Below are 26,996 nucleotides of genomic sequence, written 5' to 3' on the forward strand. Positions count from 1 at the left end.
GCCGTCAAACGTGCTGTAACAGGATGTCCAGATCGACCGACGAACGCTGGCCGATGTTCTGGCCGTTCGCCGCAAGGAAGGCCTCCGCTGCATGGCGGCCTTCGTCGCGCAGCATGCAAAGGAAATCCCATTCGGCGTTGAACTTCGAGGATGCGCCGAGGTCAGCCAGCACCTTGCTGGTGATGAGATGGATGCGCATCTCGGCCCATTTGCGCCCCTCGGAGCTTCCGGCATCCACGACCTGTCGGAGCAGTGCGATCATGCGCAGCTCCTTGAGCAGCGTCGCGTTGAACGAGACCTCGTTCAATCGATCGAGGATTTCGCGCGCCGAGCGCGGTATGCCTTGCCGTTCGACCGGATTGACGGCCACGAGAAGCGTGTCGTGCGAATCGCACTCGCGTACCAGCGGCGTGATCGTCGGGTTGCCGGCGTAGCCACCGTCCCAATAAGGCTCGCCATCGATCTCGATCGCGCGGAATAGCGTTGGCAGGCAGGCGGAAGCGAGCAGGACATCGGGTGTCAGCTCGGCGTTGCGAAACACGCGTCCGCGACCGGTGTGAACGTTGGTGGCCGTCACGAACAACCGGATCGGAGAGTTCGCGACCTGGCCGAAATCGACGGACTCGGCGAGAACCTGATGCAGCGGGTTGGCGCGGGATAGATTCAGGTCATAAGGCGAGAACACGCGGCTTGCCATATCGAAGGCGAGATAGAACGGCGACGTATCAAGTGTCCAGCGGCCGAGCACGACGTCCAGCGGGGTCCGCCTGATCGGGCTGAATCGCGCCGAGTCGGCGACCCGCCGCCAGAACGCCTGCAACGCAGACTTGGCGCCGGCGGGGCCGTCGTTCTTGAAACCCGCCGCCAGCACCACCGCGTTCATCGCGCCTGCCGAGGTGCCCGATATACCCTCGATGCGCAGCCATGGCTCATCCATCAGCCGATCGAGTACACCCCAGGTAAATGCGCCGTGCGATCCGCCGCCCTGCAGCGCAAGATCGACAAGTACGGGATCGCGCCCCTCGCGCCGTCGCGGTTCCTTCGAGGACATGGCGAGCTCCGACTACTGTGCGAGCGCGTCGCGGGCCGCAGAGACCATACACCACGCCGATCGAGCGGCCATTTTCACAATTACGAGATGTATGGCGTCCGCTGCGGCTGAGTAAGCGGGATTGTCATATGTGGCTTCAACGCCGGGTTTGATGCGCCTCTCTCCGGTGGTAGCATGCTGGTCAGACTGCTACCGGCGGACGAGCGAGGCGCCGATGCGCGAATTTAGGAAAAAGGATCTGCTGATTTTCGTCGTATGCTTGATGCTGGGCGCCGCGCTCATCGGGCTGGGAATGGCCTATGTGATCCAGCTCAAGCAGCGCATTTTTTCGAGCGGTCAGACCACCAAGCAAAGTGAGGTCGGGCTCGTGCGCAGCGATGATTTTCCGGAAATGGATGTCCAACTGGTGGACGTCGATCCGGCAGTCTCGACCGAGACTGCCGGACATGCGCTGCGCAGTTTCCTGCGCTAACGCCTGCAGGGCGCGGGCGCTTAGCCCCGCCCGACGAACGGCATCTTGGTTGCCATCACCGTCATGAACAGAACGTTGGCATCGAGCGGCAGGCCGGCCATGTAGGCCACGGCATCGCCGACCGCCTTCGCATCCATGCGCGGTTCGTGCTTCATCGTGCCGTCGGGCTGCATCACGCCGGGGCCGGCGACCATGCGGTCCGTCATCGGGGTGGCGGCATTGCCGATATCGACCTGGCCGACGGCGATGTCGTACATGCGGCCGTCGAGATTGGAGGCCTTCGTCAGGCCGGTGATCGCGTGCTTGGTCGAGGTATAGGCCGCGGAGAACGGGCGCGGGGCGTGCGCCGAGATCGAGCCGTTGTTGATGATGCGGCCGCCGCGCGGGTTCTGGTCCTTCATGATGCGGAAGGCGTGCTGGGTGCACAGGAACGGGCCGGTGAGGTTGGTGTTCACCACCGCCTGCCACTGCTCCAGGCTGAGGTCCTCGAAATTGACCGGCGGCGCGCCCATGCCGGCATTGTTGAAGAGCACGTCGAGCCGGCCATAGGTGTCCTTCACCTTGGCGAACAGCGCCGCGATCGACTCCGGCTTGGTCATGTCGGCGGAAACGCACATGCTCTTGCCGACATTGTCGCCGAGCTTCTTGGTCTCCTCCAGCATCTCCATGCGGCGTCCGGCGAGCACCACGGTGTAGCCGGCATTCATCAGCGCCAACGATGCGGCGCGTCCGACACCGGTGCCTGCACCCGTGACGAGTGCGATCTTGTTGGTTGCGTCGGCCATTATTTCCTCGCCTTCAGTTCTTGGTTTCTGTTTCGGATTTGTAGGGTGGTCTCGGAATATTCTGATGCGCCGCGCGCAGCGCCGCCGACCAGCGCGAGCGCAGGTCGTGGAAATAGGGCTCGCCCGCCTCGATGCGGTGGTTGAGATCGGCCTCGCAGGCATCCGTGCGCACCACCAGCACGTCGATCGGCAGGCCGACGCCGAGGTTGGAGCGCATCGTCGAATCCATCGAGATCAGGCCGGTCTTCAGCGCCTCATACAATTCGACGTCGTAATGCATCGCGCGGTCGAGCACCGGCTTGCCGTATTTGTGCTCACCGATCTGCAAGTACGGCGTGTCGGTGGTGCATTCGATGAAATTGCCGGCGGTGTAGACCATGAACAGCCGCATTCGCGAGCCCTTGATCTGGCCGCCGAACAGGAAGGAGACGTCAAACGAGACGTCTTCGGACCGCAGCGCCGGGCCTTCGGTGGCATGGACCATGCGGATCGCCCGCCCGATGCGCTGCGCCGCCTGGAACATGGTCGGCGCGTTCATCAGCGTCTCGACCTCGCCGGTGTTGGGGTCTTCGATGCCCTCGGTCAGCGTCGACAGCACGGACTGGCTGATCGCCAGATTGCCGGCTGAGGCAATCGCCATAATGCGCTCGCCGGGCTTTGAGAAAATATGCAGCTTGCGGAAGGTCGAGACATTGTCGAGGCCGGCATTGGTGCGGGTATCCGCGATCATGACGAGACCGTCCCGCACCAGAATTCCGCAACAATAGGTCATTCCAAGTCCCCGAATGCATTCATTTTCGGCGCCAAACTAGTAGCCAATTTCGATGGGGCATCCAACCCCAAATCCCGTGGCGCGGCATGCTCCGGGTAGGTACCATGTCCCATCAAAAGGCGGGGGGAGACATGCGGAAATCAGCTCTGGCGGCGGGGATGCTCCTGTTCGGCAGCGCCCACACGCTGGCCGGTCCCTGGGAAGACGGCATGGTGGCCTATAATCGCGGCGACTACCTGCCCGCGATCCGCCTGTTCCGCCCGCTGGCCGAACAGGGCAATCCGAAGGCGCAAACCCAGATCGGAACCATGTATCGCAAGGGCGAGGGCACGGCGCCGAGCCTAGCCCGCGCCTTCATGTGGTTCAGCGTCGCCGCCAGGCGTGGCGATGCCAAGGCCAAAGCCGGCTTGCGCGAAGTGTCGAAGACGATGTCGCCGGCGGAAATGTCGCAGGCGAAGGCCATGGCGGATGTTTGCGCGGCATCGAACTATCGCGCCTGCGAATATTGACTTACGTCCGCCGCCTCCTGCACGCTGTGCCTTCATAACAACAAGAAGCATTGGGGAGGCCATCATGCGCGCCAAGCGGCTATCACGCCAACTCACCGTCTCGATGGCTGCCCTCTGTGCCGCCTTGCTCACGGCCGTCCCCGCCATGGCACAAAAGAAGGGCGGCACGCTCAGGCTCTATCACAACGACAATCCGCCCTCGACCTCACTGCACGAGGAAGCGACGATCGCTTCGGTGACGCCGTTTGCGGCGATCTTCAATAACCTCGTCGTGTTCGATCCGGCCAAGGTGCATGAGAGCATCGATACGGTCATTCCCGATCTCGCCGAAAGCTGGTCGTGGGATTCCAGCAACACGAAGCTGACGTTCAAGCTTCGGCAGGGCGTGAAATGGCACGACGGCCAGCCGTTCACTGCAAAGGACGTGCAGTGCACTTGGCGGATGCTGATCGGCAAGGGCGGGGATACCAAGGACTTTCACCGCAACCCGCGCAAGGTCTGGTACACGAAGCTGCAGGATGTCAGCATCAACGGCGATTATGAGGCGACCTTCGAGCTGAGCGAGGCGCAGCCGAGCCTGCCGGTGCTGCTGGCGAGCGCGTTCTCGCCGGTCTATCCCTGTCACGTGCCGCAGCAGGTGATGCGCACCAAGCCCATCGGCACCGGTCCGTTCAAATTCGTGGAGTTCAAGCGCGGCGAGTCCGTGCGCCTGGTGCGCAATCCTGATTACTGGAAAAAGGACCGTCCTTATCTCGACGAGATCACGTTCCGGATGATCGACAGCCGCGCCACCCGCATGCTGGCGTTTGCCACCGGCGAATACGACATTACTTTCCCTTCCGACGTCAGCGTTCCCCTAATGAAGGACGTCAAGGCACGTGCGCCGAATGCGATCTGCGAAATGACCACGACGGGGACGCTGATCAACCTGATGGTCAACCGCGTCAACCCGCCGTTCGACAATCCGGACATCCGAAAGGCGATGTCGCTGGCGCTGGACCGCAAGCCGTTCAATACGATCTTGATGGAGGGGCTGGCGCGCATGGGCGGGGCGATGTTGGCGCAGCCCGAGGGCGAATGGGGCATGCCGCCGGAAATGCTGTCGCAACTTCCCGGCTACGGTTCGGATACCGAAAAGAACATCGCCGAGGCGCAGGCCATCATGCAGAAGCTCGGCTACAGCGATGCAAAGCCGCTATCGATCAAGATCCAGACTCGAAACCTGCCGACCTATCGCGATCCCGCGGTGATCCTGATCGACCAGCTCAAGAAGATCTACATCGTCGGCGAGCTCGACATCCTCGACACACCGCGCTGGTACGCAAGGCTCGCCAAGAAGGATTACACGATAGGGCTGAACGTTACCGGCGTCAGCGTCGACGATCCCGACGGCAATATCGTCGAGAACTATTCCTGCAAGTCGGAGCGCAACTACACCCAGTATTGCAATGCCGAGGTCGACCGTCTGCTGGCGGCGCAATCGAGCGAGCTCGACAGGGAAAAGCGTAAGAAGATGGTCTGGGAGATCGAGCGGCTGCTGGTCGAGGATGCCGCGCGGCCCGTCATCCTGCACTCCTCGGCCGGCAATTGCTGGCAGCCCCACGTGAAGAATTTCCGCCCCCACGCCAACAGCCAGTACAACAATCTGCGGTTCGAGGATGTGTGGTTGGATAAGTGACGGCCGAACGGCTAATCGAATCGAATATTAGAGGTCTTGATAACCGTTCGCCATCGTTCGGAAGCAGATTTGAGCAGCTCGCTAGCTTCTGCACCGGTACTTCCGATCGGCTCCAAGGCCTGCGCTTGCAGCCGTGCTTGCAGATCGGGGGATTGCATGGCGTGCCGTACCTCGCGCTCGAGCCGCGCGCGGATCGGCTCCGGAACGCCCTTGGGCGCTAGCATCACCATGCAGAAGCGCGCCTCAAATCCCGGGTAGCCGCTCTCCGCGACAGTGGGGACATCCGGCATGAATGACGTCTGCTGTCCACTGGATATCGCAAGTGCTTTCAATCGTCCTTCACGCGCGACCTGTGCCACGCCGGGGGTGGCGAGAAAGCCAGCCAGTATCTGTCCGCCCACCACACCCATCACGACCTCGGCGTTACCCTTGTAGGGCACGTGGATCGCTTCAAATCCCGCATGCTGCCTAAAATACTCCATTGTCAGGTGCCCAGGATCGCCGCGCCCGCCACCGCTCCCGTAAAGCAGTGGGCGGTCCTTGCTCTTTGCGTATGCGACGAATTCCGTCACTGAAGCCACCGGAACGGAGGGGTGTACGACGAGCGTGAGCGAGAACCTTGCGACCGCGGAGATCGGCTCAAAATCTCTGACCGGATCGAACGGCAGCTTGGCATATAATGTCGGATGCGCCGTAAGCGGCGTGTCGAGCACGAACAATAGGGTGTAGCCGTCCGGCTCTGCCTTGGCGACGGCATCTGTTCCGATGTTACCCGAAGCACCGGGCCGATTTTCCACCACGAACGCCTGCTTGAAGCTGAGGGCGAGCTTTTCTGCCAGCAAGCGCGCGGTCATGTCCAGCGGGCCGCCGGCTGGGAAAGGTACCACGATCTTGATGGTCCTCGAGGGATAGTCCTGCGCCGAGGCAGCGCTGATCGATGCAACTGTGATCATCACTACAACGCTGGTTAGCGTCGTCAGTAATCTCAGGGCTGATGCGGACATTGCAGACTTCCGGTCGCTCGCAAGCATGATCCGTCGTCGAACCTTGCGCGGCGCAGACATATCTGTCCAATTCTGATATGTGACCCAGGCATAACCGTTTTGATAGGTATGTGTGTCATGCAGTGGGCTGATCGGGTTGGACGGCGTCTCAAGTTACGTGACTTGCATATCTTGCTCGCTGTCGTGCAACACGGCAGCATGGCGAGAGCTGCGGCCGAACTGGCGGTTTCGCAGCCAGCCGTCTCGAAGGCGATTGCTGACATGGAGCATGCGCTGGGGCTTCGCCTGCTTGATCGCGGGCGCAACGGGGTTGAGCCGACGGCTTATGGCCAAGCTCTCGTGGCACGGGGCCGGACGATTTTCGACGAACTGAAGAAGGGGGTTGAGGAACTCGCTTTTCTCACCGACCCTACGGTCGGAAATCTGCGCATCGCAAGCACCGAGGGCATCGCCGCCGGGTTTTTGCCGGCGGTCATTGAGAATTTCTCGCGCGAGCAGCCCCGTGTCCGCCTCGATGTTGCACAAGCGGTCATGAATGCGCAGCACTATCGCGATTTGCGCGAGCGCAGCATCGATCTGCTGCTGGGCCGCATCCCGACCCAGTTCGATGAGGAAGATCTCGACGTCGATACCGTATACGACGATCCGGTGGTCGTCGTCGCAAGCCGCCGGAGCAAATGGGCACGATTACGGCGGGTTGTGCTTGCCGAACTGACGGATGACCGCTGGGTCCTCCCGCCCGCAGATACAATGGCAGGTATTCTTGCCGCCGAGTGGTTTCGTGCTTGCAACATTGAACTGCCGCGCGCCTGCATCACAACACTTTCCATTCATCTGTGTTGCCGACTGGCAGCTACCGGACAATTCGTGACGACGCTTCCAACATCAGTCCTGCGTACCGCGGATCTCGCTCAGGTTTTCAAGGTGCTTCCGATCAAGTTACCCGTGCAGCGGCGTCCGGTGGGGATTGTGACATTGAAGAATCGGACTCTCAGTCCCGTCGCAAAGCTCTTTATTGAGTGCGCTCACAGAACGGCGGAGCAACAAGTGAAGCGCGTGAAACATTGATGCAGTCAGTGCCATGAGCTTCAATAGGCCGGCGCGATACGGCCTTACGACTGCGACTGGCTTTGCCACTGACCCGGCCGTCCGGCCTGTTCGACCTTCACCGCGACCGTCAGCGTCTCGTTGCCGCCGCCATAGCGGGTGCCGCGCACGGGGGCGGCGCCGAGGTAATCGAGCCCGATGGCGACGCGGGCGTGCGCGTCCGTCGTGCAGATGCCGTTGGCGGTGTCGAAGCCGACCCAGCCGAGATCGGGCACATGGGCTTCGGCCCAGGCGTGGCCCGCCTGCTGATGAATCGTTCCGTCGGCGCGCAGAAGATGACCTGAGACGAACCGGGCCGGCACGCCGCCGGAGCGGGCGCAGGCGATGAAGATGTGGGCGTAGTCCTGGCAGACCCCGCGCTTGAGCCCGAAGGCCTCCGCCGCCGACGTGCCCGAATTGGTCGGGTCCTCGTCGAACGTCATGTGCTCGTTGATCTGCATCATCAGCGCGTGCAGGAAGCCGAGCACATCACCATCGGATTCTGCGCGCAGCTCGCGGGCAAACGTCGCCATTGCCGGATTGACCGTGGTCAGGCCGGTCTGGCGCAGGAACAGGCCTGCCGGGAAGCGCTCGTCGGTGCCGCGCAGCACGCCGCCGGTGTCGTGGGTCTCGATCAGCCCCTCGACATGGATGGTGAGGTCGGCGATCGATCCATAGGTGAGGACATGGGTGACGTTGCCGAACGCGTCCTGGTGCATGTCGAGCCGCGAATCGGTCGAGACGCCGATCTGCCATTCGGCGACATATTGTCCGTCATGGCTGCCGGGCGTCATGCGCAGGATCTGGATCACGCCCGAGGCGGCCGGCTCGTAGCGATAGGTCGTGGTATGGGCAATTCGCAGGCGCATGGCTTACCGCTATTTCTCTCCGTCATTCCGGGGCGCGCAGCGAACCCGGAATCTCGAGATTCCGGGTCTGGTCCTGCGGACCATCCCGGAATGACGACTTCAAATCAAATACTGCCTGGTGATGATCTCACCCAGCCGCGAATTGTCGGCGATAAACTCCTGGATGAATTCATGCACGCCGTGCTGGAAGATATCGTCCATATGGCTGTGTTCAAGCCGGTTACGCACGCCGCGGGCATGGCGCTGGGACGGGCCCTGGCGGCCATAGGCGACGCCGATCTGGTCGAGATTGCGCACGAGGTTGCTGTAGCAGCTCGCCAGCGAGCGCGGCAGCGTGTCGTTGAGGATCAGGAGATCGGCGATCAGCCACGGCTTCAGCGTCTCGCGGTAGACCCAGTGATAGGCGGTCGTTGCCGACACCGATCGCAGGATCGAGGTCCACTGGTAATAATCCAGGGGGCCGCCGACATGCTCCTCCTCGGGCAGCAGCACATGGTATTTCACGTCGAGAATGCGGGCGGTGTTGTCGGCGCGCTCCAGATGCACGCCCAGCCGCGAAAACCAGTAGGCGTCGTTGCGCAGCATGGTGCGGTAGGCCGAGCCGTCGAAGCGCAGCGAGGTCTCCTGCACGAAACGGAGAAACCGCGCCAGTTCCTCGCGGCTCGAGGTGCCCTTGCCCCAGACCTCCTGCAATTCGATCCAGGCCGAGTTGATGGTGTCCCACATCTCGCTCGTTAGCGCGGTACGGACCGAGCGCGAGTTCAGCCGCGCCGCCTCGATGCAGTTCTTGATCGAGGATGGATTGGACGGCGAGAACGCCAGGTATTCGACGACGTTCTGCTCGTTGGCTTCGAGATAGGCTTCGAAGAAGCTCTCGCTGACGCCGGCGGTCAAAAGCGCCGATTCCCACTCATTGGTCTTGCCGATATAGGCGGCGGGCAGCGCGGTGACGCGCAAGGTCGCGTCTATGGTGCGCGCGATATATTCGGCGCGCTCGACATAGCGGGCCAGCCAGTACAGGTTTTCGGCGGTGCGCGACAGCATCTCTATTCGTCCAGTATCCAGGTGTCCTTGGTGCCGCCGCCCTGGCTGGAATTGACCACCAGTGAGCCTTCCTTCAGCGCCACCCGCGTCAGCCCGCCCGGCACGATGGTGACGTGCTTGCTCCCCGTCAGCACGAACGGCCGCAGGTCGACATGGCGAGGCGCGAGGCCGGAAGCGGTGCAGGTCGGGCAAGTCGAGAGCGCCAGCGTCGGCTGGGCGATAAAGCCTTCCGGCTCGCGCTTGAGCTTGTCGCGGAACGCCTCGATCGTCGCCTTGGTCGCGGCGGGGCCGATCAGCATGCCGTAGCCGCCGGAGCCGTGCACTTCCTTGACGACCAGCTCGTCCAGATTGTCGAGCACGTAGGCGAGATCCTTCGGCTCGCGGCAGCGCCAGGTCGGCACGTTCTTCAGGATCGGCTCCTCGCCGAGATAGAATTTTACGATATCAGGCATATAGGAATAGATCGCCTTGTCGTCGGCGATCCCGGTGCCGACCGCGTTCGCCAGCGTGATGTTGCCGGCGGCATAGGCCGACATCAGGCCGGGAACGCCGAGCGTCGAATCCGGCCGGAAGGTCAGGGGATCGAGGAAATCGTCATCGACGCGGCGGTAGATCACGTCGACGCGCTTCAGCCCTTCGGTGGTGCGCATGAACACCTCGTCGCTCTTGACGATGAGGTCTCGCCCCTCGACCAGCTCGATGCCGAGCTTGTCGGCGAGGAAGGAGTGTTCGTAATATGCGGAGTTGTAGATGCCGGGCGTCATCAGCGCGACCGTCGGCTCCGCCGAGGCGGAGAGCGGCGCCACCGAGCGCAGCGCGGCGAGCAGCTCATCCGGATAGCGCTCCACCGGCGCGACGCGGTGGCGGGCGAACAGGTCCGGAAACAGCCGCATCATGATTTCGCGGTTTTCCAGCATGTAGGACACGCCGGAAGGCGTGCGTGCATTGTCCTCCAGCACGATGAAATTCTCGGCGTCGACCCGGACGATGTCGATGCCGGCGATGTGCACGTAGACATCGTGCGGCACGCTCTGGCCGTTCATCTCGGGACGGAAGACCGGGTTCTGGAAGATCAGGTCGTCGGGAATGATGTTGGCGCGCAGGATGTCGCGGCCGTGATAGATGTCGCGCAGGAACATGTTGAGCGCGCGGACCCGCTGCTTCAGGCCCCTTTCCAGCACCGTCCATTCCTTGCCCGACATGATCCGCGGGATCACGTCGAACGGGATCAGCCGTTCCTGGGCTTCGGCGTCGCCATAGACGGCAAAGGTGATGCCGATCCGGCGGAACAAGAGTTCCGCTTCCTGGCGGCGATATTCCAGCGCCTCCGGCGGCGTCTCCTTTAGCCAGCGGGAGAGCTCCTGATAGGCGGGGCGGAGGTCACCGCCGGGCCCGTTCATTTCATCAAAGGCTACTGCCATAAATCCTGACTATCCCCCGAAGCCATGCGGCACAGTGCATGACTTCACGGGATGGTAGCAAGGCTCGGGCCAGCGCGATATGCATTGGCCAGCGGCATTTCGTGGGGGTAGCCGGCCGCGCTGCCCTAAAAAAGGGCTGCCGGGTGCTTATTTCGGCAGCAAAGCCCCGTGACTTCAATGCGTTGCTTGCGCAAAGTACCGGGAGAGGTGGGGAAAAGTCATGAGCGAGATCGTCACGGCGGGTATTCTGGTCATTGGCGACGAGATCCTGTCCGGCCGGACCAAGGACAAGAATATCGGCTTCATCGCCGAATACCTGACCAATATCGGCATCGACCTTAGGGAAGTCCGCATCGTCGCCGACGACGAGAGCGATATTGTCGACGCTCTTAATGCACTGCGGAAGCGCTACACCTACGTCTTTACCACCGGCGGCATCGGGCCGACTCATGACGACATTACCGCCGACAGCGTCGCCAAGGCGTTCGGCGTTCCGATCGACCATCACCCCGAGGTGGTGGCGCGCTTCCGTGAGCGCTGGAGCGAGCAAGATCTGAACGAGGCGCGGCTGCGGATGGCCCGGGTGCCCGACGGCGCCGAGCTGATCCAGAGCGCCACCATCCTGGCGCCCGGCTTCAAGCTCGGCAACGTCATCGTGATGGCCGGCATCCCCTCGATCATGCAGGCGATGATGGACATCGTCGCGCCCAAGCTGAAGTCCGGCGTGCGGATGCTCTCGGATTCGGTCCGTGCCAATGCGCGGGAAGGCGACATCGGCGGGCCGCTGCGGGAGATCGCGATCGCCCATCCCGACACCATCATCGGCAGCTATCCGTTCATGGACGAGGACAAGAAGCCCAACACCAACCTCGTCGTCCGCTCGCGCGACCCCGAAAAGCTCAACGCCGCAATGGCCGCGGTGAAGGAAATGCTGGCGGGATTGAACGTGGCGCGCTAGTGCACGATGATTTTTTGGTTGGATGAGTTTAGCCGCAGGCGCGCTTCACCTCTCCCGCTTGCGGGGAGGTCGGCGCGAAGCGCCGGGTGGGGGCTCTCTCCACTCGGGCAGTATCGCCTGCGGAGACACCCCCACCCCAACCCTCCCCCGCAAGCGGGAGAGGGAGCGCACCATCTCCGCGGCCGCAATCAAATCTAATTTCATGATGCGCTAGCAGGCCGGCAAGACGAGGCGAACCAAGATGGCAGACAACAATTCCGAACCGAACGCCGAGGCGCGGGCCGGCCGGCCCTTTCCGGTCTCCTGGGATCAGTTTCACCGGGACTGCCGGGCGCTGACCTGGCGGCTCAACGAGGTCGGGCCGTTTCATGCTGTTATCGCGATCACCCGCGGCGGGCTTGTGCCGGCCGCGATCGTGGCGCGCGAACTCGGCCTGCGCGTGATCGATACCGTCTGCATTGCGAGCTACGACCACACCAGCCAGGGCGACCTGCAGGTGCTCAAGGGCGTATCTGCCGACGTCGCCAGGCTCGGCGGCGGCACCGGCAAGGGGCTGTTGATCGTCGACGACCTCGTCGATACCGGCGCGACCGGGCGGATGGTGCGCCAGATGCTGCCCGACGCGCATTTCGCCACTGTCTACGCCAAGCCAAAGGGCAAGCCGCTGGTCGATACGTTTATTACCGAAGTGTCGCAGGATACCTGGATCCATTTTCCCTGGGACACCGCGCTGTCGTACCAGCCGCCGATCCGGTCGTGAGCAAGGCGAATAGGGAGTAGCGAATAGCGAGTGGTGAAAGGTACTATTCGCTATTCGCTATTCGCTATTCGCTACTCGCCATTCGCGTCCCGCCACATGCCCCTGCAAAACCGCGTCATCCCCACCGGCGACATCATCGCCACCCCACATCGCGGCCTGTTCACCGGCAACCGCGGCATCATCCACGATCCCGCGACGAAAACCTTGCTGAAAAAGCGCTGGTCCAGCCCGGCGTGGATCACCTGTCTGTGCGAGTTCAGGGGCTGGCGGCGGCCGGTGATGGGCCGGCGGAGCTGGACTGAGCTGTTCTTTCTCGATGAGGCCACCGCCTTCGCCGCCGGCCACCGCCCATGCTTCTTCTGCCGCCGCGACGATGCCAACCGCTTTCGCGCCGCCTGGGAAGAGGGCAATGGCGTGACGGATGTTCGTGCGCGGGAAATGGACGCCGTGCTGCACCGGGAGCGGCTCGAGCGTGGCAGCAAGAGATTGCACCCGTTGCCGGTGCCGGTAGAGAAGCTGCCTGACGGCGCGATGGTGGTGCGGGGAGACTACAGTTTCCTGATCGTGCAGGGCAGGGCGCTGCAGTGGTCGATGGAGGGTTATCGTAAGGCGGACGGCGCGATTGAGGACGCGCTGTTGCTGACGCCGCCTTCAACGCTGCGCGCGTTGGGCGCCGGGTATCGGCCGGTGCTGCATCAGAGCGCGGTCGAAGCTTAGCGTAGCCATCGATGCTCTATCCGTCGTCATGCCCGGGCTTGTCCCGGGCATCCACGTCTTCCTTTTCCACAACAGGCAAAGACGTGGATGGCCGGGACAAGCCCGGCCATGACGATGATTGCCGCAGCCGCTTAACCCAACTTCTGCCGCGCCAGCTTCGCGCCCGCGCCGAGCGCTATCAGCTTCGCCTCCGCAATATCCCGCCGCATCGGCGCCATGCCGCAATTGGTGGTGGCGACGATATTGCTGAGCGGCACGAATTTCGCGACCGCCTCAATCACCTTCACCACATCCTCGGCGGTCTCGACCGTATCGCTGGCCACATCAATGACGCCGGCTTGCACGACCTTGCCGGGCAGCAGCGCCAGCAGATCCAGCGGCACCTTCGAATTGCGGCACTCGATTGCTACCTGCTGGATCGGGCTTTTCGCGATCGCCGGGAAAATATCCTCGTACTGCCGCCATTCGCTGCCGAGCGTCTGTTTCCAGTCGGTATTGGCCTTGATGCCGTAGCCGTAGCAGATGTGGACGGCGGTGGTGCAGGTCAGGCCTTCGGCGGCGCGCTCCAGTGCCTTGATGCCCCAGTCGGAGACCTCGTCCATGAAAACGTTGAAGGCGGGCTCGTCGAACTGGATCACGTCGACGCCGTCGGCCTGCAATGCCTTGGCCTCGGCATTCAGCAGTTCGGCAAAGGCGAACGCCATCTTGACCTTGTCGCCGTAATATTTGTCCGCGACGGTGTCGGCGATGGTCATCGGGCCGGGCAGGGTGAATTTAAGCTTGCGCGTGGTGTGGCTGCGGGCGACCCGGGCTTCATCGGCATGGACGCGGCCCTTCAGCGTCAGCGGCGCCGTCACCTGCGGCACCATCGCCTTGTAGCGATCATTCCGGATGCCCATCTCGACCTTGTGGGCGAAATCGATGCCCTCGACCTTCTCCAGGAAGCCATGGACGAAATGCTGGCGGGCCTGCTCGCCCTCGGTGACGATGTCGACGCCGGCATCCTCCTGCAGCTTTACCGCCAGCATGGTGGCGTCGCGCTTGGCGCGGGCCAATTCGTCGCCCTTCGATTTCCAGGGCGCCCACAGCATGTTGGGCTCGGCCAGCCATTCCGGCTTCGGCAGCGAGCCTGCGATCGTGGTTGGAAACAGCATGGGAGCCTCCCGTTCAGTTCTGATTGAGCGCCTGTCTGCCATGTCTTAGGATCGAGGTACAGAACAACAAAAGTCGCCGCCCTGGGGAATATTCTCCGTGACCGGCAGCTAGGGGAGCCATGATCGACCTGCATTACGCGCCGACGCCGAATGGCTGGAAGATCGCGATCATGCTGGAGGAACTTGGGCTTCCCTATCGGGTCATTCCGGTCAACATCCGCGCCGGCGAGCAGTTCAGGCCGGAATTTTTGGCGATCAGCCCGAATAACCGGATTCCGGCCATCGTGGACCGCGAGCCCGCCGACGGCGGTGAGCCGATCTCCATATTCGAGACCGGGGCGATCCTGATCTATCTCGCCGACAAGACCGGGCGCTTCCTGCCGACGGAAACGCGGGCGCGGTCCCGCGTCATGGAATGGCTGATGTGGCAGATGAGTGGGCTGGGGCCCATGCTCGGCCAGCACGGCCATTTTGCGCTCTATGCGGCGGAAAAGATCCCCTATGCGATCGAGCGCTACCGCGATGAGGCGGCACGGCTCTACGGCGTGCTCGACCGCCAGCTCGGCAAGACCGGCGCCTATGTCGCCGGCGATTACTCGATCGCCGACATCGCCTGCTTCCCATGGACCATGACCCACAAGGCGCAGGGCTTTACGCTCGACGATTACCCGAACGTCAAGCGCTGGTACGCCGAGGTCCGCGCCCGGCCGCAGATGCAGGCGGGGCTGGCAATTGGCAAGTTCGTCAAGGAGCCGTTCGACGAGGAAGCGCGGCGGAATATGTTTGGGGCGCGAGCGAAGGAGCTGGCGGAGAGGAAGTGACACTCTATCCCCTCATGGTGAGGAGCGCAGAACGCGCGTCTCGAACCATGAGGCCACAGACGGGCCTGCATCCTTCGAGACGCCGCTGCGCGGCTCCTCAGGACGAGGGTCAACAACAAAAGGAAAACACCCATGCTCGAATTCTTCTTCGACTGTTCCAGTCCCTGGACCTATCTCGCCTTCCACAACATCCAGCCGCTCGCAAAAGAGCTCGGCGTCGAGATCAACTGGCGGCCGATCCTGGTTGGCGGCATCTTCAACACAGTGAACCCCAGCGTCTACGCCGCGCGAGAGACGCCGGTGCCGCTCAAGGCGCGCTACATGAAGAAGGACCTCGCCGACTGGGCGCGTTCCGCTGGGCTCACGATCAAGATGCCGCCGACGGTGTTTCCGGTGAACAGCGTCAAGGCGATGCGCGGCTGCATCTGGCTCGGCAACAAGGACATGGTGCCGTTCGCGCGCGCGGTGTTCGAGACTTATTGGGGCGACGACAAGGACATCTCGCAGGACTCCGTGTTGACGGAGATCTGCAAGAAGGTCGGCATCGACCATGTGAAGTTTTTCGAGGGTATCGGCCAGCAGGCGATCAAGGATCAGCTCAAGGCTAATACCGATGAGGTGATGGCGCGCGGCGGATTCGGGTCGCCGACCATCTTCGTCGGCAAGACCGACATGTATTTCGGCAATGACCGCATGCCCTTGATCCGCGAGGCGCTCGAGCGGCTGAAGGTGCAGGCCGCCTGATGCCGCGCGCCGTCGTCTGCCGCGAGCTCGGGCCGCCCGAGAATCTGCGCCTGGAAACATTTGCACCCGCGCCGCTGGCGCCCGGGCAGGTGCGCGTCGCCATTCGGGCCGCCGGGCTGAATTTCCCCGACGTGCTGATGGTGGCGGGCGAATATCAGCTCAAGCCGCCGCTGCCGTTCACCCCGGGCATGGAGGCCGCGGGTGATATTGTCGAGGTCCACGCGGCGGAAGGTGTCGCCGTGGGCGACCGCGTGATCGTCAGGATGCGGCACGGCGCCTATTGCGACGAGGCCGTCGCCACGCCCTCGCAGCTCACCAAACTGCCCTCGACCTTCGACTATGCCGAGGGCGCGACATTCCTGGCCGGCCACGGCACGGCGTATCATGCGCTGATCGACCGCGGGCAGCTGCGGGCCGGCGAGGTGCTGCTGGTGCATGGCGCCGGCGGCGGCGTCGGGCTCGCCGCCGTCGAGATCGGCAAGATGCTGGGGGCGACCGTCATCGCCACGGCCTCAAGCGACGAGAAGCTGGCGATTGCCAAAGCGAGGGGCGCCGACCATCTCGTCCGCTACGATCGTGAGCCATTCCGCGATGCCGTCAAGCGCATCACAGATGGGCGAGGCGTCGACGTCGTGTTCGATCCGGTCGGTGGCGAAGTATTCGAAAACTCGATGCGCTGCATCAACTGGGGCGCGCGGCTTCTGATCATCGGCTTCACCGGCGGCATCGGCCTTGCGAAGACGAATCTGTTGATGATCAAGGGCGCGAGCGTGCTCGGCGTCCGCGCCGGCGAGGCGGTGCGGCGAAACCCCGCGCTCGGCGAGGTCAGGATCAAGGCGCTGACGGAATGGGCGGAAGCCGGAAAGATCCGCCCCAACGTCTCGCACCGCCTGCCGCTGGAAGACTACGCCCAGGCGATGCGGCTGTTGATCGAGCGCAAGGCGATCGGTCGGGTGGCGCTGGTGATGGGGTGACTCTCTCCGTCGTCCCCGCGAAGGCGGGGACCCATACCGCGTGATCTACCGAGAAGGCAAACTGGCGGACGTCCGTCGCAAAACTAAAGCCGGTGGGTATGGGTCCCGGCTCGCGCTCGCGTTGCTCGCTTGGCCGGGACGACAGCGCTGACATCGTGGGCAAAGCGAAGCGTGCCCGTTGTCGCCGCAAAAGAGGTGGGCACGTCGCTTGCGCTCCTCTGCCCACCCTACGATGACTGTCATGCTCCGCGCATGCGGGGCATCCAGTACGCCGCGGCCGATCGATTTAAGCACCAGCGCCTCTGGAATACTGGATCACCCGCATTCGCGGGTGATGACGGGAGAGGTAAATTTCTCATCCTGCAAGAACGCAATCGTCTGTGCGATCGCGGTGCTATTTCGCACCAGCCAAGGATGTGAGGAGGGGATCACGATGTGATCCGCCATTCCTTCAAGTTTGGTGTTGGCAATCGACACCCGTCCGTCATGCGGCTTTGGCAGAAACCGTGACGCGATTGGATAGATCGAGCGGTTTCCGGCGATGATGCCGACGGGATAATCGACCGGCGGAAACAGCGCATTGATTGCATCATCTCGCAGCGTGCCGAGCTGCTGTCCCGCCGGTCCGAAAAAGGCGCGGTAGAGCCTGAGATGCCCGAGGCGATCGGCGATCTCGCTGCCGCTGTTCGGCGTGCCAAGCATGACGACGCGGCCCAAAGCTTCAGGCCGATGCCTCGCGATATACACGCGCGCGAGCAAGCCGCCCATGGAATGGCAGACGAAATGGACGGAGCCGTCGACCCGATCGGCAAACCGTTGAATGGAGGGATGGATGTCCTCCGCCAGCCCTTCAAGCGCCTTGCGGCGGCTGGCATAGTCCAGATTGTGAGTAGCGAAGCCGGCGGCTTCCAGCGCCGCCTGCATTTTCCGAAACGATCGTGCCGTTCTGCTGATGCCGTGCAGCAGGACGACGCCGTGAATACACTCGGTCATTCCGGGGCGATGCGGAGCATCGAACCCGGAATCTCGAGATCCCGGGTCTGGCGCTGACGCACCATCCCGGGATGACTGCTTCGCAGTCACTTGTACTCCCGCTCGTGCCACCACGGGAAATAATCCGGCATGTCGCTCGACACCTTGTTCTTGAACTGCGCCGGGCGCTTTTCCAGGAACGAGACCACGCCTTCCTTGACGTCATCCGAGCGGCCGCGGGCGTAGATGCCGCGGCTGTCGATCTTGTGGGCTTCCATCGGATCGTCGGCGCCGAGCATGCGCCACATCATCTGCCGGATCAACGCCACCGAAACCGGCGCGGTCTTGGCGGCGAATTCCTTGGCGAGGGCGCGAGCGGTCGCCAACAGCTCATCCGGCGGCACCACCTTGCTGACGAGGCGGCCGGCGAGCGCTTCCTGCGCCGGGAAGACACGGCCCGAGTAGCACCATTCCAGCGCCTGCGAGATGCCGACGATGCGCGGCAGGAACCAGCTCGAGGCGGCCTCCGGCACGATGCCGCGCTGGGAGAACACGAAGCCGAAGCGCGCCGCTTCGGAGGCGATGCGGATATCCATCGCGAGCTGCATGGTGACGCCGATGCCGACGGCAGGGCCGTTCACCGCCGCGATCACAGGCTTCAGGCACTTGAAGATCCGCAGCGTCACCTGGCCGCCGCCATCGCGCACCTGCGGATCGCTGTAATCCACCGCACCGCTGGCGAGCCGCTTGACCGGCCCGCGCCGCGCGTCGCGGTCGAACGTATTGGCGCCGGAAGAGAGATCAGCGCCGGCGCAGAAGCCGCGGCCTGCACCTGTGACGATGATGGCGCGGACATTGTCGTCCTTGTCGGCGGCATCGAAGGCGTCGATCAGCTCCTGCTGCATGGCGGCGTTGAAGGCGTTGAGCTTGTCGGGCCGGTTCAGCGTGATCGTGAGGATCTGATCGTCGACCTCGTACTTGATGGTCTCATACGCCATGGGTGTTTCCTTCGTTTATATTTTCTTGCGCTGCTGCTTGATGCATCGTCATGCCCCGGGCTAAAGCGCAAAGCGCGTCTTTGCGCAAGATGTCCCCGGGCATCCACGTCTTTCTATTCATCGGACACCGTAAAGACGTGGATGGCCGGGACAAGACCGGCCATGACGGCGAGATCAGACTTACATCTTCGGCGGCGTCGGCCACGGGCGCTGCGGGCCGCGGAGGCCTTCGAACGCCTTGGCCATGCCGAGCACGCCGAGATCGTCGAAGCGGCGGCCGATGATCTGCACGCCGATCGGGAAACCGTTCTTGTCGTACCCGCCATTGATCGAGATGGCGGGGTTCTCCGACATATTCCACGGCACGGTATAGCAGATGTGCTCGAACGGCCTGTCGGGATCGTTGATCGGGGAAGCGAACTCGGCGGGGAAGTTCACCACCGGCGATACCGGCGAAATCACGTAGTCGAATTCGCAGAACAGTTTTGCCGCGGCAGCGCGGATCGCCATCGTCGCGTTGAAACCCCTGATGACGTCCACGCCGGAAAGTTTTGCGCCGGCTTCCGCCCATTTGTGGATATAGGGCAGCGCCTTGTTGCGTTCCTCGAGCGTGAGCTTTGACAGATCGTCCCACATCCGGGCGCGCCAGAAATTGTCGAGCCCGTCGAGCATCTCGCGGGTCAGGATGCCGTCGACTTCCGTCACCACGGCACCGGCAGATTCGAACGCCTTGGCCGCCTTGACGGCAACGCTGCGCACTTCGCTCTCGAGCGCCTGGCCGGTGCCGGCGTCGAGCATCAGGCCGATACGCAGCTTGCGCGGCGACTTGTCGTGCGCCTTCCAGTTGATGGTGTCGGCCGGCAGACTCATGCCGTCGCGGCGGTCCGGTTTCGCCAGCACGCACATCATCAGTGCTGCGTCGTCAACGGTGCGCGTCATCGGCCCCGCGACGCGGCCGACATAGGGCGGATCGATCGGAATGCGGCCGAGGCTCGGCTTTAGCGCGACGAGGCCGCACCACGAAGCCGGGAGCCGCACTGAGCCGCCGATGTCGGTGCCGAGATGCAGCGGCCCGTAACCGGCGGCGGCCGCGGCGCCCGCGCCTGCGGAAGAGCCGCCGGGGTTCTTGCTGAGATCCCAGGGATTGCGGGTGAGGGGATGGAAACTGGAAAGGCCCGACGACAGCATGCCGTAATCCGGCATCGTCGTTTTGGCGAAGATGATCGCGCCGGATTCGCGTAGGCGCGCGGCGGGCGGCGCATCCTTCTCGGCTGGGACCAGCCTGACGCTGGCGGCGCCGAGCGGAATCGGCTGGCCCTTGGTGGCGATGTTGTCCTTGATCGTGACAGGCACGCCGTCGAGCGAGCCGGCGGGTTCGCCAAGCTGCCAGCGGTCGGTCGAAGCCTTTGCGGCGGCGCGCGCGCCGTCGGGATCGTACAGATACAGCGCCTTGATGTGCGGCTCCCACGCCGCGACATGCGCGATGATTTCCTCCAGCACTTCCGAGGGCGAGAACTGCTTGGCGCGATAACCCGCGATCAGGTCGGTCGCGGACAGGTCATGCAGCGAGGTGATCTCTTCTTCGGCGGCTGGGTTATGCATGCGAACCTACCGGGAGACGGGTTTCGATGATGCGGGCGAACACGCTGGCGCCGATCGGCAGGATCTTGTCGTCGAGCACATAGCCGGGATTATGCACCGGCACCGAGCCGTCATGACCGATCCAGAAATAGGCGCCGGGCACCACCTGCATCATGTCGGCGAAATCCTCGCTGCCCATCTTCGGCGTCGCCCGCGTGAACACGTTGGCCGGATCGACGATCGTCTTCGCGGCTTCCTCGACCACCCTGGACTGTTCTTCCTCGTTAACGAGCACGCTGAAGCCATCGCGGATGTCGACGGATATTTCGCAGTCGAAGGTCGCGGCGATGCCGGCGCTGATCGCCCGCATGCGTTCGCGGATCAGCGCGCGCACGCCATCGTCGAACGCGCGCACCGTGCCGCACAGTTTCGCATCGCCGGGGATGACGTTATAGGCCGAGCCTGCGTGAATCTGGGTGATCGAGAGCACCGCCGCCTTCAACGGATCGACGTTGCGGCTGACGATGGTCTGCAGCGCCTGCGCCAGCGTGGTCGCGATCACCACCCCGTCCTTGGAGCGCTCCGGCATCGCGCCATGCGCGCCATAGCCGTTGATGGTGATATCGAAGAAGTCGGCTCCGGCCATCGCCGGGCCCGGCAGGATCGCGATCTCGCCATGGTTGAGGTCGGGGGCGTTGTGCAGGCCATAGACCTCGTCGCACGGGAATTTCTGGAACAGGCCGTCCTTGATCATGGCGCGGGCGCCGCCAAGGCCTTCCTCGGCCGGCTGGAAGATGAAATGCACGGTGCCGTCGAAATTTTTGGTCTCGGCCAGATAGCGCGCGGTGCCGAGCAACATGGTGGTGTGGCCGTCATGGCCGCAGCCGTGGAAGCGGCCGGGAATGGTCGAGCGCCATTTCAGGTTGGTGTTCTCCTCCATCGGCAGCGCGTCCATGTCGGCGCGCAGGCCGATGCGCTTGGTGCCGCTGCCCTTGCCCTTGAGCACGCCGATCACGCCGGTGCCGCCGAGGCCGCGATGCACCTCGATGCCCCAGCCCTTCAGCTTCTCGGCAACGATGCCGGAGGTGCGCACTTCCTCGAAGCCGATCTCGGGATGGGCATGCAGATCGCGCCTGATGGCGGTGAGTTCCTCGGCGTAGCCGTCGATGCGTTCGATGGTGGGCATATGTCTGTTATCCCGTGACTGACGATGGTGAAGTTGATAGGGCGGATGGCGTGAAGGCGGGGCCGTTCGGCTTGATCCGGATGCCCGGACGCAGCCGCGTCCAGGGCAGCGTCGCCGTGTCGGCCGGCATCGCGCCGGGTGCGGCGCAGATCAACAGCGTTTCGGCGATTGGCTCGAAATCGGCGCGGAAGTGCACCGAGCTCTTGTTGACAAGGATTTTCTGCTCGGTCGGCTCGATGCCGACATAGCGGTACATCGCTTGGTCCGCAAGCTGCGCCTTGTAGGAGCCGACCACAACCCTGATATCGCCAATGCGCAGGCAGGCCGACGGCCCCATGTCCATATCGCGGCCGCCGTAATAGGGACCGGGCGCCACGAACTGACCATCGGATAATTTTTCGACGACGAAGGTTTCGTGGTAGGGCGCATCGCCCGGAATGCCGGATTTGCCGCCAAGCGACAGCGTCACCGTGGCGCCGACGCCGGCGGCATGCGCTGATTTCGCCGAGGTCGGATCATAGATCACCCCTAGCGCGGCGCCGGAGGCCTTGTTGCGCACCAGCGCGCGCAGCATGCCCGTGGTGTCGGAATCGCCGCCTGCGCCGGGATTGTCCTGGGTGTCGGCGATGATGATCGGCTTCTTCGCGGTTTTCGCCAACTCCATCGCAAGGCGCACGCCGTCATCGGGCGAATAGATGCGGCCGTCGAAATCGTCCTCGTGGCTCTCGACAAGGGCCGCGATCTTGTCGGCAGCGGCATCCGCGTCGGCCTGGGTCTTGCCATAGGCGAACACGCTCGGCCCGCAATGAGCAAAGTCCGCGGCCGGAAAGCCCGGCGCAAACGACAGCGTCGGCACGTCATCGTTTTCGAGCGCGGCGAGCTTTTCATAGATGCCCTTGGTCGGCTGGTCGTTGGTGCATTGCCAGGAGATCGGGATCAGGAACGGCAATTGTCGGAACGCTTTTGCCAAACGCATCTTCGACTTCAGCAGCAGCGCGAGGTGCCTTGCGCAGGCGCGGCCAGTGTCGGCCATGTCGACATGGGGATAGGTGCGGTAGGCGATCAGCGCGTCAGCATGCGCGATCATCTCCGGCGAGACGTTGGCGTGGAGGTCGAGGCTTGCGACCAGCGGTAAGTCCGGGCCGATCACCTTGCGCACACGGGCGAGGATTTCGCCTTCGCCGTCGTCGTAATGTTCGGTCACCATCGCGCCGTGCAGATCGAGATAGACGGCATCGATCGGTCCGGCATTGGCGATGCCGCTGGTCATCTCCTTCATGATGCGCTCGAACGCATCCCGGGTGACATGCGCGCAGGGGCTCGCCGCCGCCGAGACGGTCGGGACCAGCTCCCAGCCATTGGCTTCGGCCGACTCGACGAAGCCGGCGAGGCCAACGTTGATCTTGCGCATGACCTTGAGCACGCCAGCACCGTGCGCCATCGCCGGCCAGCCGCCGCCATGAACAAAGTCCTGATAAGTCGCCTTGGTCGGCGCGAAAGTATTGGTCTCATGCAGAAAGCCGCCGACGGCGATGCGGGTCATTTTTTCTCAGCCGGTTCTTGGTTGGGGGACGTTAAGCGGGACATCGTGGCAAGTGCAAGGATTGAAGCAATTCCGTTTTGCATGCCGCGTGGGCGTTAGTAATTGTCTTGCACCGCAATTAACCCCGTCATTGCGAGGAGCGTAGCGACGAAGCAATCCATAGCTCCACAAGCGGAGGCATGGATTGCTTCGCTTCGCTCGCAATGACGGGGAGAGAGCCTTGGCGTCACTCCGCCGCCACCTCAACCGGCCGGAAATTCGCAAAATCCCAGCCGCGTCCCGGCGCGGCATCCAGCAGCGCCTTGGTATAGGCCTGTTGCGGGTGTGTCAGCACCTCTGCGGCCGGTCCCTGTTCCACGATCCGGCCATGCTGCATCACGGCGACGTCGTCGCAGATCTGCGCGGCGACACGCAGGTCATGGGTGATGAACAGAAGTGCAATACCCAGCCGCTGTTGGATTTCGTCGAGCAGTTCGAGCACCTGCGCCTGCACGGAGACGTCGAGCGCCGACACCGCCTCGTCCGCGACGAGAACATCGGGATCGAGCGCGAGCGCGCGGGCAATCGCGATGCGCTGGCGTTGGCCGCCGGAGAACTGGTGCGGATAGCGCGAGACCGCATCGGCCGGCAGATCGACCAGCTCGAGCAGTTCGCGCGCCTTCGCCAAGGCCTCCGCGCGCGGCATGCCGTAATTGATCGGGCCTTCGGCGATGGTCTCGCCGACGGTGACGCGCGGATTGAGCGAGCGATAAGGGTCCTGGAAGATGATCTGGATCTTCTTGCGGTGCGGCTGCAACAAACGCCGCGACAGGTCGGAAATTTCGCGGCCGGCAAGCCGCACGCCGCCGGACGTCGGATCGATCAGGCGGACGATGCAGCGCGCCACCGTCGACTTGCCCGAGCCGCTCTCGCCGACGATGCCGAGCGTGCGGCCCTTGCGCAGCGTTAGCGTGACGTCCTTGGCGGCGGCGACTTCGCGCGGCTTTCCGAGGAAGGAACGCTCGCGATAGACCTTACCGAGCTCATTGGCTTCCAGCACCACGGGTTCGTTGGTTTCCGCCCGCGGCGGGCGCGGCACCAGGCTCGGCACCGCCGAGAGCAGGTTGCGGGTATATTCCATCGTCGGCGTGCGCAGGATGGTATCGAGCGTGCCGGTCTCGACCAGCCGGCCGTAGCGCATGACAGCGACGCGGTCGGCGATTTCGGCCACCACGCCCATGTCGTGGGTGATGAACAGCACGGCGGTGCCGTGGTCGCGCTGCAGGTCGCGGATCAAAGTGAGGATCTGCTTCTGCGTAGTGACGTCGAGCGCGGTGGTCGGCTCGTCGGCGATCAGGAGTTTCGGCTCTAACACCAGCGCCATCGCGATCATGATGCGCTGGCGCTGGCCGCCGGACAGCCGGTGCGGGTAGGAGGCGAAGATGCGCTCCACGTCGGGCAGCCGGACATGCTCCATCATCGCCAGAATCTTCTGGCGCCGCGCCCGCGCGTCGAGATTGGTATGGACGCGCAACACCTCGTCGATCTGGCGGCCGACCGGCACGACCGGGTTGAGCGCCGTCATCGGCTCCTGAAAGATCATCGCCATCCGCGTGGCGCGCAGTTCGCGCAAGCGGCGGTCGGAGGCGGTCAGCAGCTCCTCGCCGACTAGCTTGACGTTGCCGCCGGCCGGGGTCAGCGCGCCCTTTTGCAGGAGCCCCATCACGGTCAGCGAGGTCACGGATTTGCCGGAGCCGCTTTCGCCGACCACGCACAGCGTCTCGCCCGCGCGCACCTGCAGGGAGACGCCGTCGATGATGCGCGGGCCGCCGGGTTTCTTGCCGAGGCTGACGACGAGATTGTCGATGTCGAGAACGGTGTCGGTCATTTCGTGTTTCTTAGCGCCATGTATGAAGGGAGCGGAGCGACGATGTTTCGGGTCGTCATTCCGGGATGGTGCGCCAGCACCAGACCCGGAATCTCGAGATCCTCAGGTGCGCAATTGCGCACCGTAGTTCGCTTCGCGCCCCGGGATGACGGTTTCGATTGCATCGAAGCCGTCATTTCCCAGCCTCCCGCTGCTTCATGCGCGGATCGAGCGCATCGCGGGCGGCGTCGCCGATCAGATTGACGCTGAGGATCGCGATCGACAGCAGCAAGCCCGGCCAGAAGATCAGCGACGGCTTGACCTGGAAGTAGGCACGGCCCTCGGCCATGATGTTGCCCCAGGTCGGCGTTTCCGGAGAGATGCCGGCGCCGAGGAAGGACAGGATCGCCTCGGTGAGAATGGCTGACGCGGCGACGTACGTGCCTTGCACGATCAGCGGCGCCACCGTGTTCGGCATCAGATGCCGCCACATGATCTTGGGCAGGCTGCTGCCGACCGAGATCGCAGCCTCCACATAGGGCTCTTCGCGGGCGGAGAGCACGACGGAGCGCACCAGCCGCGCGACGCGCGGAATTTCGGGAATGGTGATCGCCACCATCACCGTCATCAGGCTGGCCCCGGACAGCGACACCACGGCGATCGCGAGCAGGATGGAGGGGATCGCCATCAGGCCGTCCATCACCCGCATCATCACGGCGTCGACCCATTTGAAGAAACCGGAGACGAGGCCGATCACGAGGCCGATGCCGATCGAGAAGATCGCTGCGCCAAGGCCGATCAGGAGCGAGATGCGGCCGCCATAGATGATGCGTGACAGCAAGTCGCGGCCAAACGCATCGGTGCCGAGCAGGAATTGCGCGCTCGACGGTTTCAGCCGCTGCGCCGGCGCCAGTAATTGCGGATCGTGCGGCGCGAGCAGGGGCGCTGCGATCGCCATCGCGATAACAAGCCCAAGGCAGATGGTCGCGCCTGCGATGATCGGCGTTGCCGTGAGAAATCCCAGTTTCGGCCGGAACGGCGTGGTGACCGGGATTGACGGTTCGGGAAGGGTATCGATCGCCATCAGGTGCGAGCCTCAATAACGAATTCTGGGATCAAGCAGGGTGTAGGCGACGTCGATCAGGAGATTGACGGTGACGTAGATCAGCGACGTCAGCAGGATCATCGCCTGGATGACCGGATAATCGCGCGCCAGCACCGCATCGACGGTGAGGCGGCCGATGCCCGGCAGGTTGAACACGCTCTCGGTGACGACCACGCCGGAAATCAGAAGCGCAAAGCCGGTGCCGATCACGGTGATGACGGGCACGGCGGCGTTGCGCAGCGCGTGACGCAGCAGGACGCCGGTCTCGCTGATGCCCTTGGCGCGCGCGGTGCGGACGTAATCCTCGCCAAGCACGTCCAGCATCGCCGCTCGCGTCATGCGCGCGATCAGTGCGACATAGATAAAGGAGAGCGTGCAGGTCGGCAGGATGATGCGCTCGAAGAACGGGCCGAAGCCCGCGGTGATGCTACGGAAACCCTGCACCGGCACCCAGCGCAGCTCGATCGCAAAAATCTGGATCAGCATGTAGCCGATCACGAATACCGGCACGGAGAAGCCGACCACCGACAGGCCCATCACGAAGCGGTCGATCCAGGTACCGTGCTTCCAGGCCGCGATCACGCCGAGCGGCACGGCGACCAGGATGGCTAATACGATGGTGGAAAGCGCAATCGAGATCGACGGCTCGATGCGCGTGCCGATCAATTTCAGCACGGGCACGTTCGAAATCAGCGACGTGCCGAGGTCGCCCTGCAACAGCCGGCCGATCCAGGTGAAGAACTGGGTGTAGAGCGGTTCATTGAGGCCGAGCGTGGTGCGAATGCGCTCGAGCTGTTCGGGCGTCGCATTGTCCCCGGCCAGGATCGCGGCGGGATCGCCGGGCGTCAACCGCAGCAGAAGAAATACAAACAGCGCGACCACGCCCATCACGGGAATGGCGGCGAGAATGCGGCGAAGCAGATATCCGAGCATCTTGATCCGTCAG

Annotated in this window: 26 protein-coding genes; 10 read left to right on the forward strand and 16 right to left on the reverse strand. The window is 63.5% G+C overall.

Annotated elements, in window-relative coordinates; genetic code table 11:
• Positions 1 to 4 precede the first annotated feature (4 nt).
• The gene (locus QA643_RS15385) at positions 5 to 1,051 is read right to left on the reverse strand and encodes a patatin-like phospholipase family protein (protein WP_283033968.1); all 1,047 of its coding nucleotides are present in this window, start codon (positions 1,049 to 1,051) and stop codon (positions 5 to 7) included.
• A 214-nt stretch (positions 1,052 to 1,265) separates the two neighbouring features.
• Between QA643_RS15385 and QA643_RS15390 the strand changes: the two genes are divergently transcribed.
• Positions 1,266 to 1,523 carry a hypothetical protein gene (locus tag QA643_RS15390; RefSeq protein WP_283033969.1) on the forward strand — a complete coding sequence of 86 codons (258 nt, stop codon included), beginning with the start codon at positions 1,266 to 1,268 and terminating at the stop codon, positions 1,521 to 1,523.
• Between the two features lie 20 nt (positions 1,524 to 1,543).
• Here QA643_RS15390 and QA643_RS15395 read toward each other — a convergent pair whose 3' ends face one another.
• Both QA643_RS15395 and QA643_RS15400 read right to left on the reverse strand, forming a co-directional pair.
• Positions 1,544 to 2,308, reverse strand: coding sequence for an SDR family oxidoreductase (locus QA643_RS15395; protein WP_283033970.1), 765 nt, complete (start codon positions 2,306 to 2,308; stop codon positions 1,544 to 1,546).
• Between the two features lie 13 nt (positions 2,309 to 2,321).
• Entirely contained in the window at positions 2,322 to 3,080 is a 759-nt protein-coding gene (locus tag QA643_RS15400; RefSeq protein WP_283033971.1) for a proteasome-type protease, read from the reverse strand.
• A 131-nt stretch (positions 3,081 to 3,211) separates the two neighbouring features.
• Here QA643_RS15400 and QA643_RS15405 point away from each other — a divergent pair, with 131 nt between their 5' ends.
• Both QA643_RS15405 and QA643_RS15410 read left to right on the forward strand, forming a co-directional pair.
• A complete protein-coding gene (locus QA643_RS15405; RefSeq protein WP_283033972.1) occupies positions 3,212 to 3,589 on the forward strand; it encodes a hypothetical protein in 378 nt (125 codons plus the stop codon).
• 64 nt (positions 3,590 to 3,653) lie between these two features.
• Entirely contained in the window at positions 3,654 to 5,267 is a 1,614-nt protein-coding gene (locus QA643_RS15410) for an ABC transporter substrate-binding protein (protein ID WP_283033973.1), read from the forward strand.
• 11 nt (positions 5,268 to 5,278) lie between these two features.
• On the opposite strand, the gene QA643_RS15415 is transcribed toward QA643_RS15410, so the two are convergent.
• Complete coding sequence (locus QA643_RS15415) at positions 5,279 to 6,271, reverse strand: tripartite tricarboxylate transporter substrate binding protein (protein ID WP_283033974.1); 993 nt, start codon at positions 6,269 to 6,271, stop codon at positions 5,279 to 5,281.
• A gap of 117 nt (positions 6,272 to 6,388) precedes the next feature.
• Between QA643_RS15415 and QA643_RS15420 the strand changes: the two genes are divergently transcribed.
• Positions 6,389 to 7,339 (forward strand): LysR family transcriptional regulator, encoded by a 951-nt coding sequence (locus QA643_RS15420; RefSeq protein WP_283033975.1) that lies wholly within the window; start codon positions 6,389 to 6,391, stop codon positions 7,337 to 7,339.
• A 44-nt stretch (positions 7,340 to 7,383) separates the two neighbouring features.
• Here QA643_RS15420 and QA643_RS15425 read toward each other — a convergent pair whose 3' ends face one another.
• The 3 genes from QA643_RS15425 to QA643_RS15435 form a co-directional block, all read right to left on the reverse strand.
• Positions 7,384 to 8,226 (reverse strand): transglutaminase family protein, encoded by an 843-nt coding sequence (locus tag QA643_RS15425; RefSeq protein ID WP_283033976.1) that lies wholly within the window; start codon positions 8,224 to 8,226, stop codon positions 7,384 to 7,386.
• A gap of 99 nt (positions 8,227 to 8,325) precedes the next feature.
• Entirely contained in the window at positions 8,326 to 9,270 is a 945-nt protein-coding gene (locus QA643_RS15430; protein WP_283033977.1) for an alpha-E domain-containing protein, read from the reverse strand.
• Between the two features lie 2 nt (positions 9,271 to 9,272).
• Positions 9,273 to 10,691 (reverse strand): circularly permuted type 2 ATP-grasp protein, encoded by a 1,419-nt coding sequence (locus QA643_RS15435; RefSeq protein WP_283033978.1) that lies wholly within the window; start codon positions 10,689 to 10,691, stop codon positions 9,273 to 9,275.
• Between the two features lie 220 nt (positions 10,692 to 10,911).
• Between QA643_RS15435 and QA643_RS15440 the strand changes: the two genes are divergently transcribed.
• The 3 genes from QA643_RS15440 to QA643_RS15450 all read left to right on the forward strand — a co-directional run bounded on the left by QA643_RS15440 (position 10,912) and on the right by QA643_RS15450 (position 13,126).
• The gene (locus tag QA643_RS15440) at positions 10,912 to 11,649 is read left to right on the forward strand and encodes a molybdopterin-binding protein (RefSeq protein ID WP_283033979.1); all 738 of its coding nucleotides are present in this window, start codon (positions 10,912 to 10,914) and stop codon (positions 11,647 to 11,649) included.
• Positions 11,650 to 11,890: 241 nt separating this feature from the next.
• Positions 11,891 to 12,409 carry a xanthine phosphoribosyltransferase gene (gene gpt, locus QA643_RS15445; RefSeq protein WP_283033980.1) on the forward strand — a complete coding sequence of 173 codons (519 nt, stop codon included), beginning with the start codon at positions 11,891 to 11,893 and terminating at the stop codon, positions 12,407 to 12,409.
• 96 nt (positions 12,410 to 12,505) lie between these two features.
• Entirely contained in the window at positions 12,506 to 13,126 is a 621-nt protein-coding gene (locus QA643_RS15450; protein ID WP_283033981.1) for a hypothetical protein, read from the forward strand.
• A gap of 131 nt (positions 13,127 to 13,257) precedes the next feature.
• On the opposite strand, the gene QA643_RS15455 is transcribed toward QA643_RS15450, so the two are convergent.
• Positions 13,258 to 14,280, reverse strand: coding sequence for a methionine synthase (locus tag QA643_RS15455; RefSeq protein ID WP_283033982.1), 1,023 nt, complete (start codon positions 14,278 to 14,280; stop codon positions 13,258 to 13,260).
• A gap of 119 nt (positions 14,281 to 14,399) precedes the next feature.
• On the opposite strand from QA643_RS15455, the gene QA643_RS15460 reads away from it, so the two are divergent.
• From QA643_RS15460 to QA643_RS15470, 3 genes are all read left to right on the forward strand, one after another.
• Complete coding sequence (locus tag QA643_RS15460; protein WP_283033983.1) at positions 14,400 to 15,101, forward strand: glutathione S-transferase N-terminal domain-containing protein; 702 nt, start codon at positions 14,400 to 14,402, stop codon at positions 15,099 to 15,101.
• A gap of 132 nt (positions 15,102 to 15,233) precedes the next feature.
• Positions 15,234 to 15,845, forward strand: coding sequence for a 2-hydroxychromene-2-carboxylate isomerase (locus tag QA643_RS15465; protein ID WP_283033984.1), 612 nt, complete (start codon positions 15,234 to 15,236; stop codon positions 15,843 to 15,845).
• On the forward strand, positions 15,845 to 16,819 hold the full coding sequence (locus QA643_RS15470) for an NADPH:quinone oxidoreductase family protein (protein WP_283033985.1): 975 nt from the start codon (positions 15,845 to 15,847) through the stop codon (positions 16,817 to 16,819). Before QA643_RS15465 ends, QA643_RS15470 begins: the two co-directional genes overlap by 1 nt.
• Before the next feature lie 315 nt (positions 16,820 to 17,134).
• Here the strand turns inward: QA643_RS15470 and QA643_RS15475 are convergent, their stop codons facing one another.
• The 8 genes from QA643_RS15475 to QA643_RS15510 form a co-directional block, all read right to left on the reverse strand.
• Entirely contained in the window at positions 17,135 to 17,812 is a 678-nt protein-coding gene (locus QA643_RS15475; protein WP_283033986.1) for an alpha/beta fold hydrolase, read from the reverse strand.
• A gap of 86 nt (positions 17,813 to 17,898) precedes the next feature.
• Positions 17,899 to 18,789, reverse strand: a complete 891-nt coding sequence (locus QA643_RS15480) for a crotonase/enoyl-CoA hydratase family protein (protein WP_283033987.1) — start codon at positions 18,787 to 18,789, stop codon at positions 17,899 to 17,901.
• A 180-nt stretch (positions 18,790 to 18,969) separates the two neighbouring features.
• On the reverse strand, positions 18,970 to 20,391 hold the full coding sequence (locus tag QA643_RS15485) for an amidase (protein ID WP_283033988.1): 1,422 nt from the start codon (positions 20,389 to 20,391) through the stop codon (positions 18,970 to 18,972).
• On the reverse strand, positions 20,384 to 21,556 hold the full coding sequence (locus tag QA643_RS15490) for a M20 aminoacylase family protein (RefSeq protein ID WP_283033989.1): 1,173 nt from the start codon (positions 21,554 to 21,556) through the stop codon (positions 20,384 to 20,386). Before QA643_RS15490 ends, QA643_RS15485 begins: the two co-directional genes overlap by 8 nt.
• A gap of 7 nt (positions 21,557 to 21,563) precedes the next feature.
• Positions 21,564 to 23,099, reverse strand: coding sequence for a M81 family metallopeptidase (locus tag QA643_RS15495; protein WP_283033990.1), 1,536 nt, complete (start codon positions 23,097 to 23,099; stop codon positions 21,564 to 21,566).
• A gap of 226 nt (positions 23,100 to 23,325) precedes the next feature.
• Complete coding sequence (locus QA643_RS15500) at positions 23,326 to 24,966, reverse strand: ABC transporter ATP-binding protein (protein WP_283033991.1); 1,641 nt, start codon at positions 24,964 to 24,966, stop codon at positions 23,326 to 23,328.
• A gap of 172 nt (positions 24,967 to 25,138) precedes the next feature.
• Positions 25,139 to 26,029: an ABC transporter permease gene (locus QA643_RS15505; RefSeq protein ID WP_283033992.1), complete on the reverse strand. Its 891-nt coding sequence runs from the start codon at positions 26,027 to 26,029 to the stop codon at positions 25,139 to 25,141.
• 12 nt (positions 26,030 to 26,041) lie between these two features.
• Entirely contained in the window at positions 26,042 to 26,983 is a 942-nt protein-coding gene (locus tag QA643_RS15510; RefSeq protein ID WP_283033993.1) for an ABC transporter permease, read from the reverse strand.
• Positions 26,984 to 26,996: the final 13 nt, after the last annotated feature.

The sequence above is a fragment of the Bradyrhizobium sp. CB3481 genome (genome assembly GCF_029714305.1).
Taxonomy (GTDB): domain Bacteria; phylum Pseudomonadota; class Alphaproteobacteria; order Rhizobiales; family Xanthobacteraceae; genus Bradyrhizobium.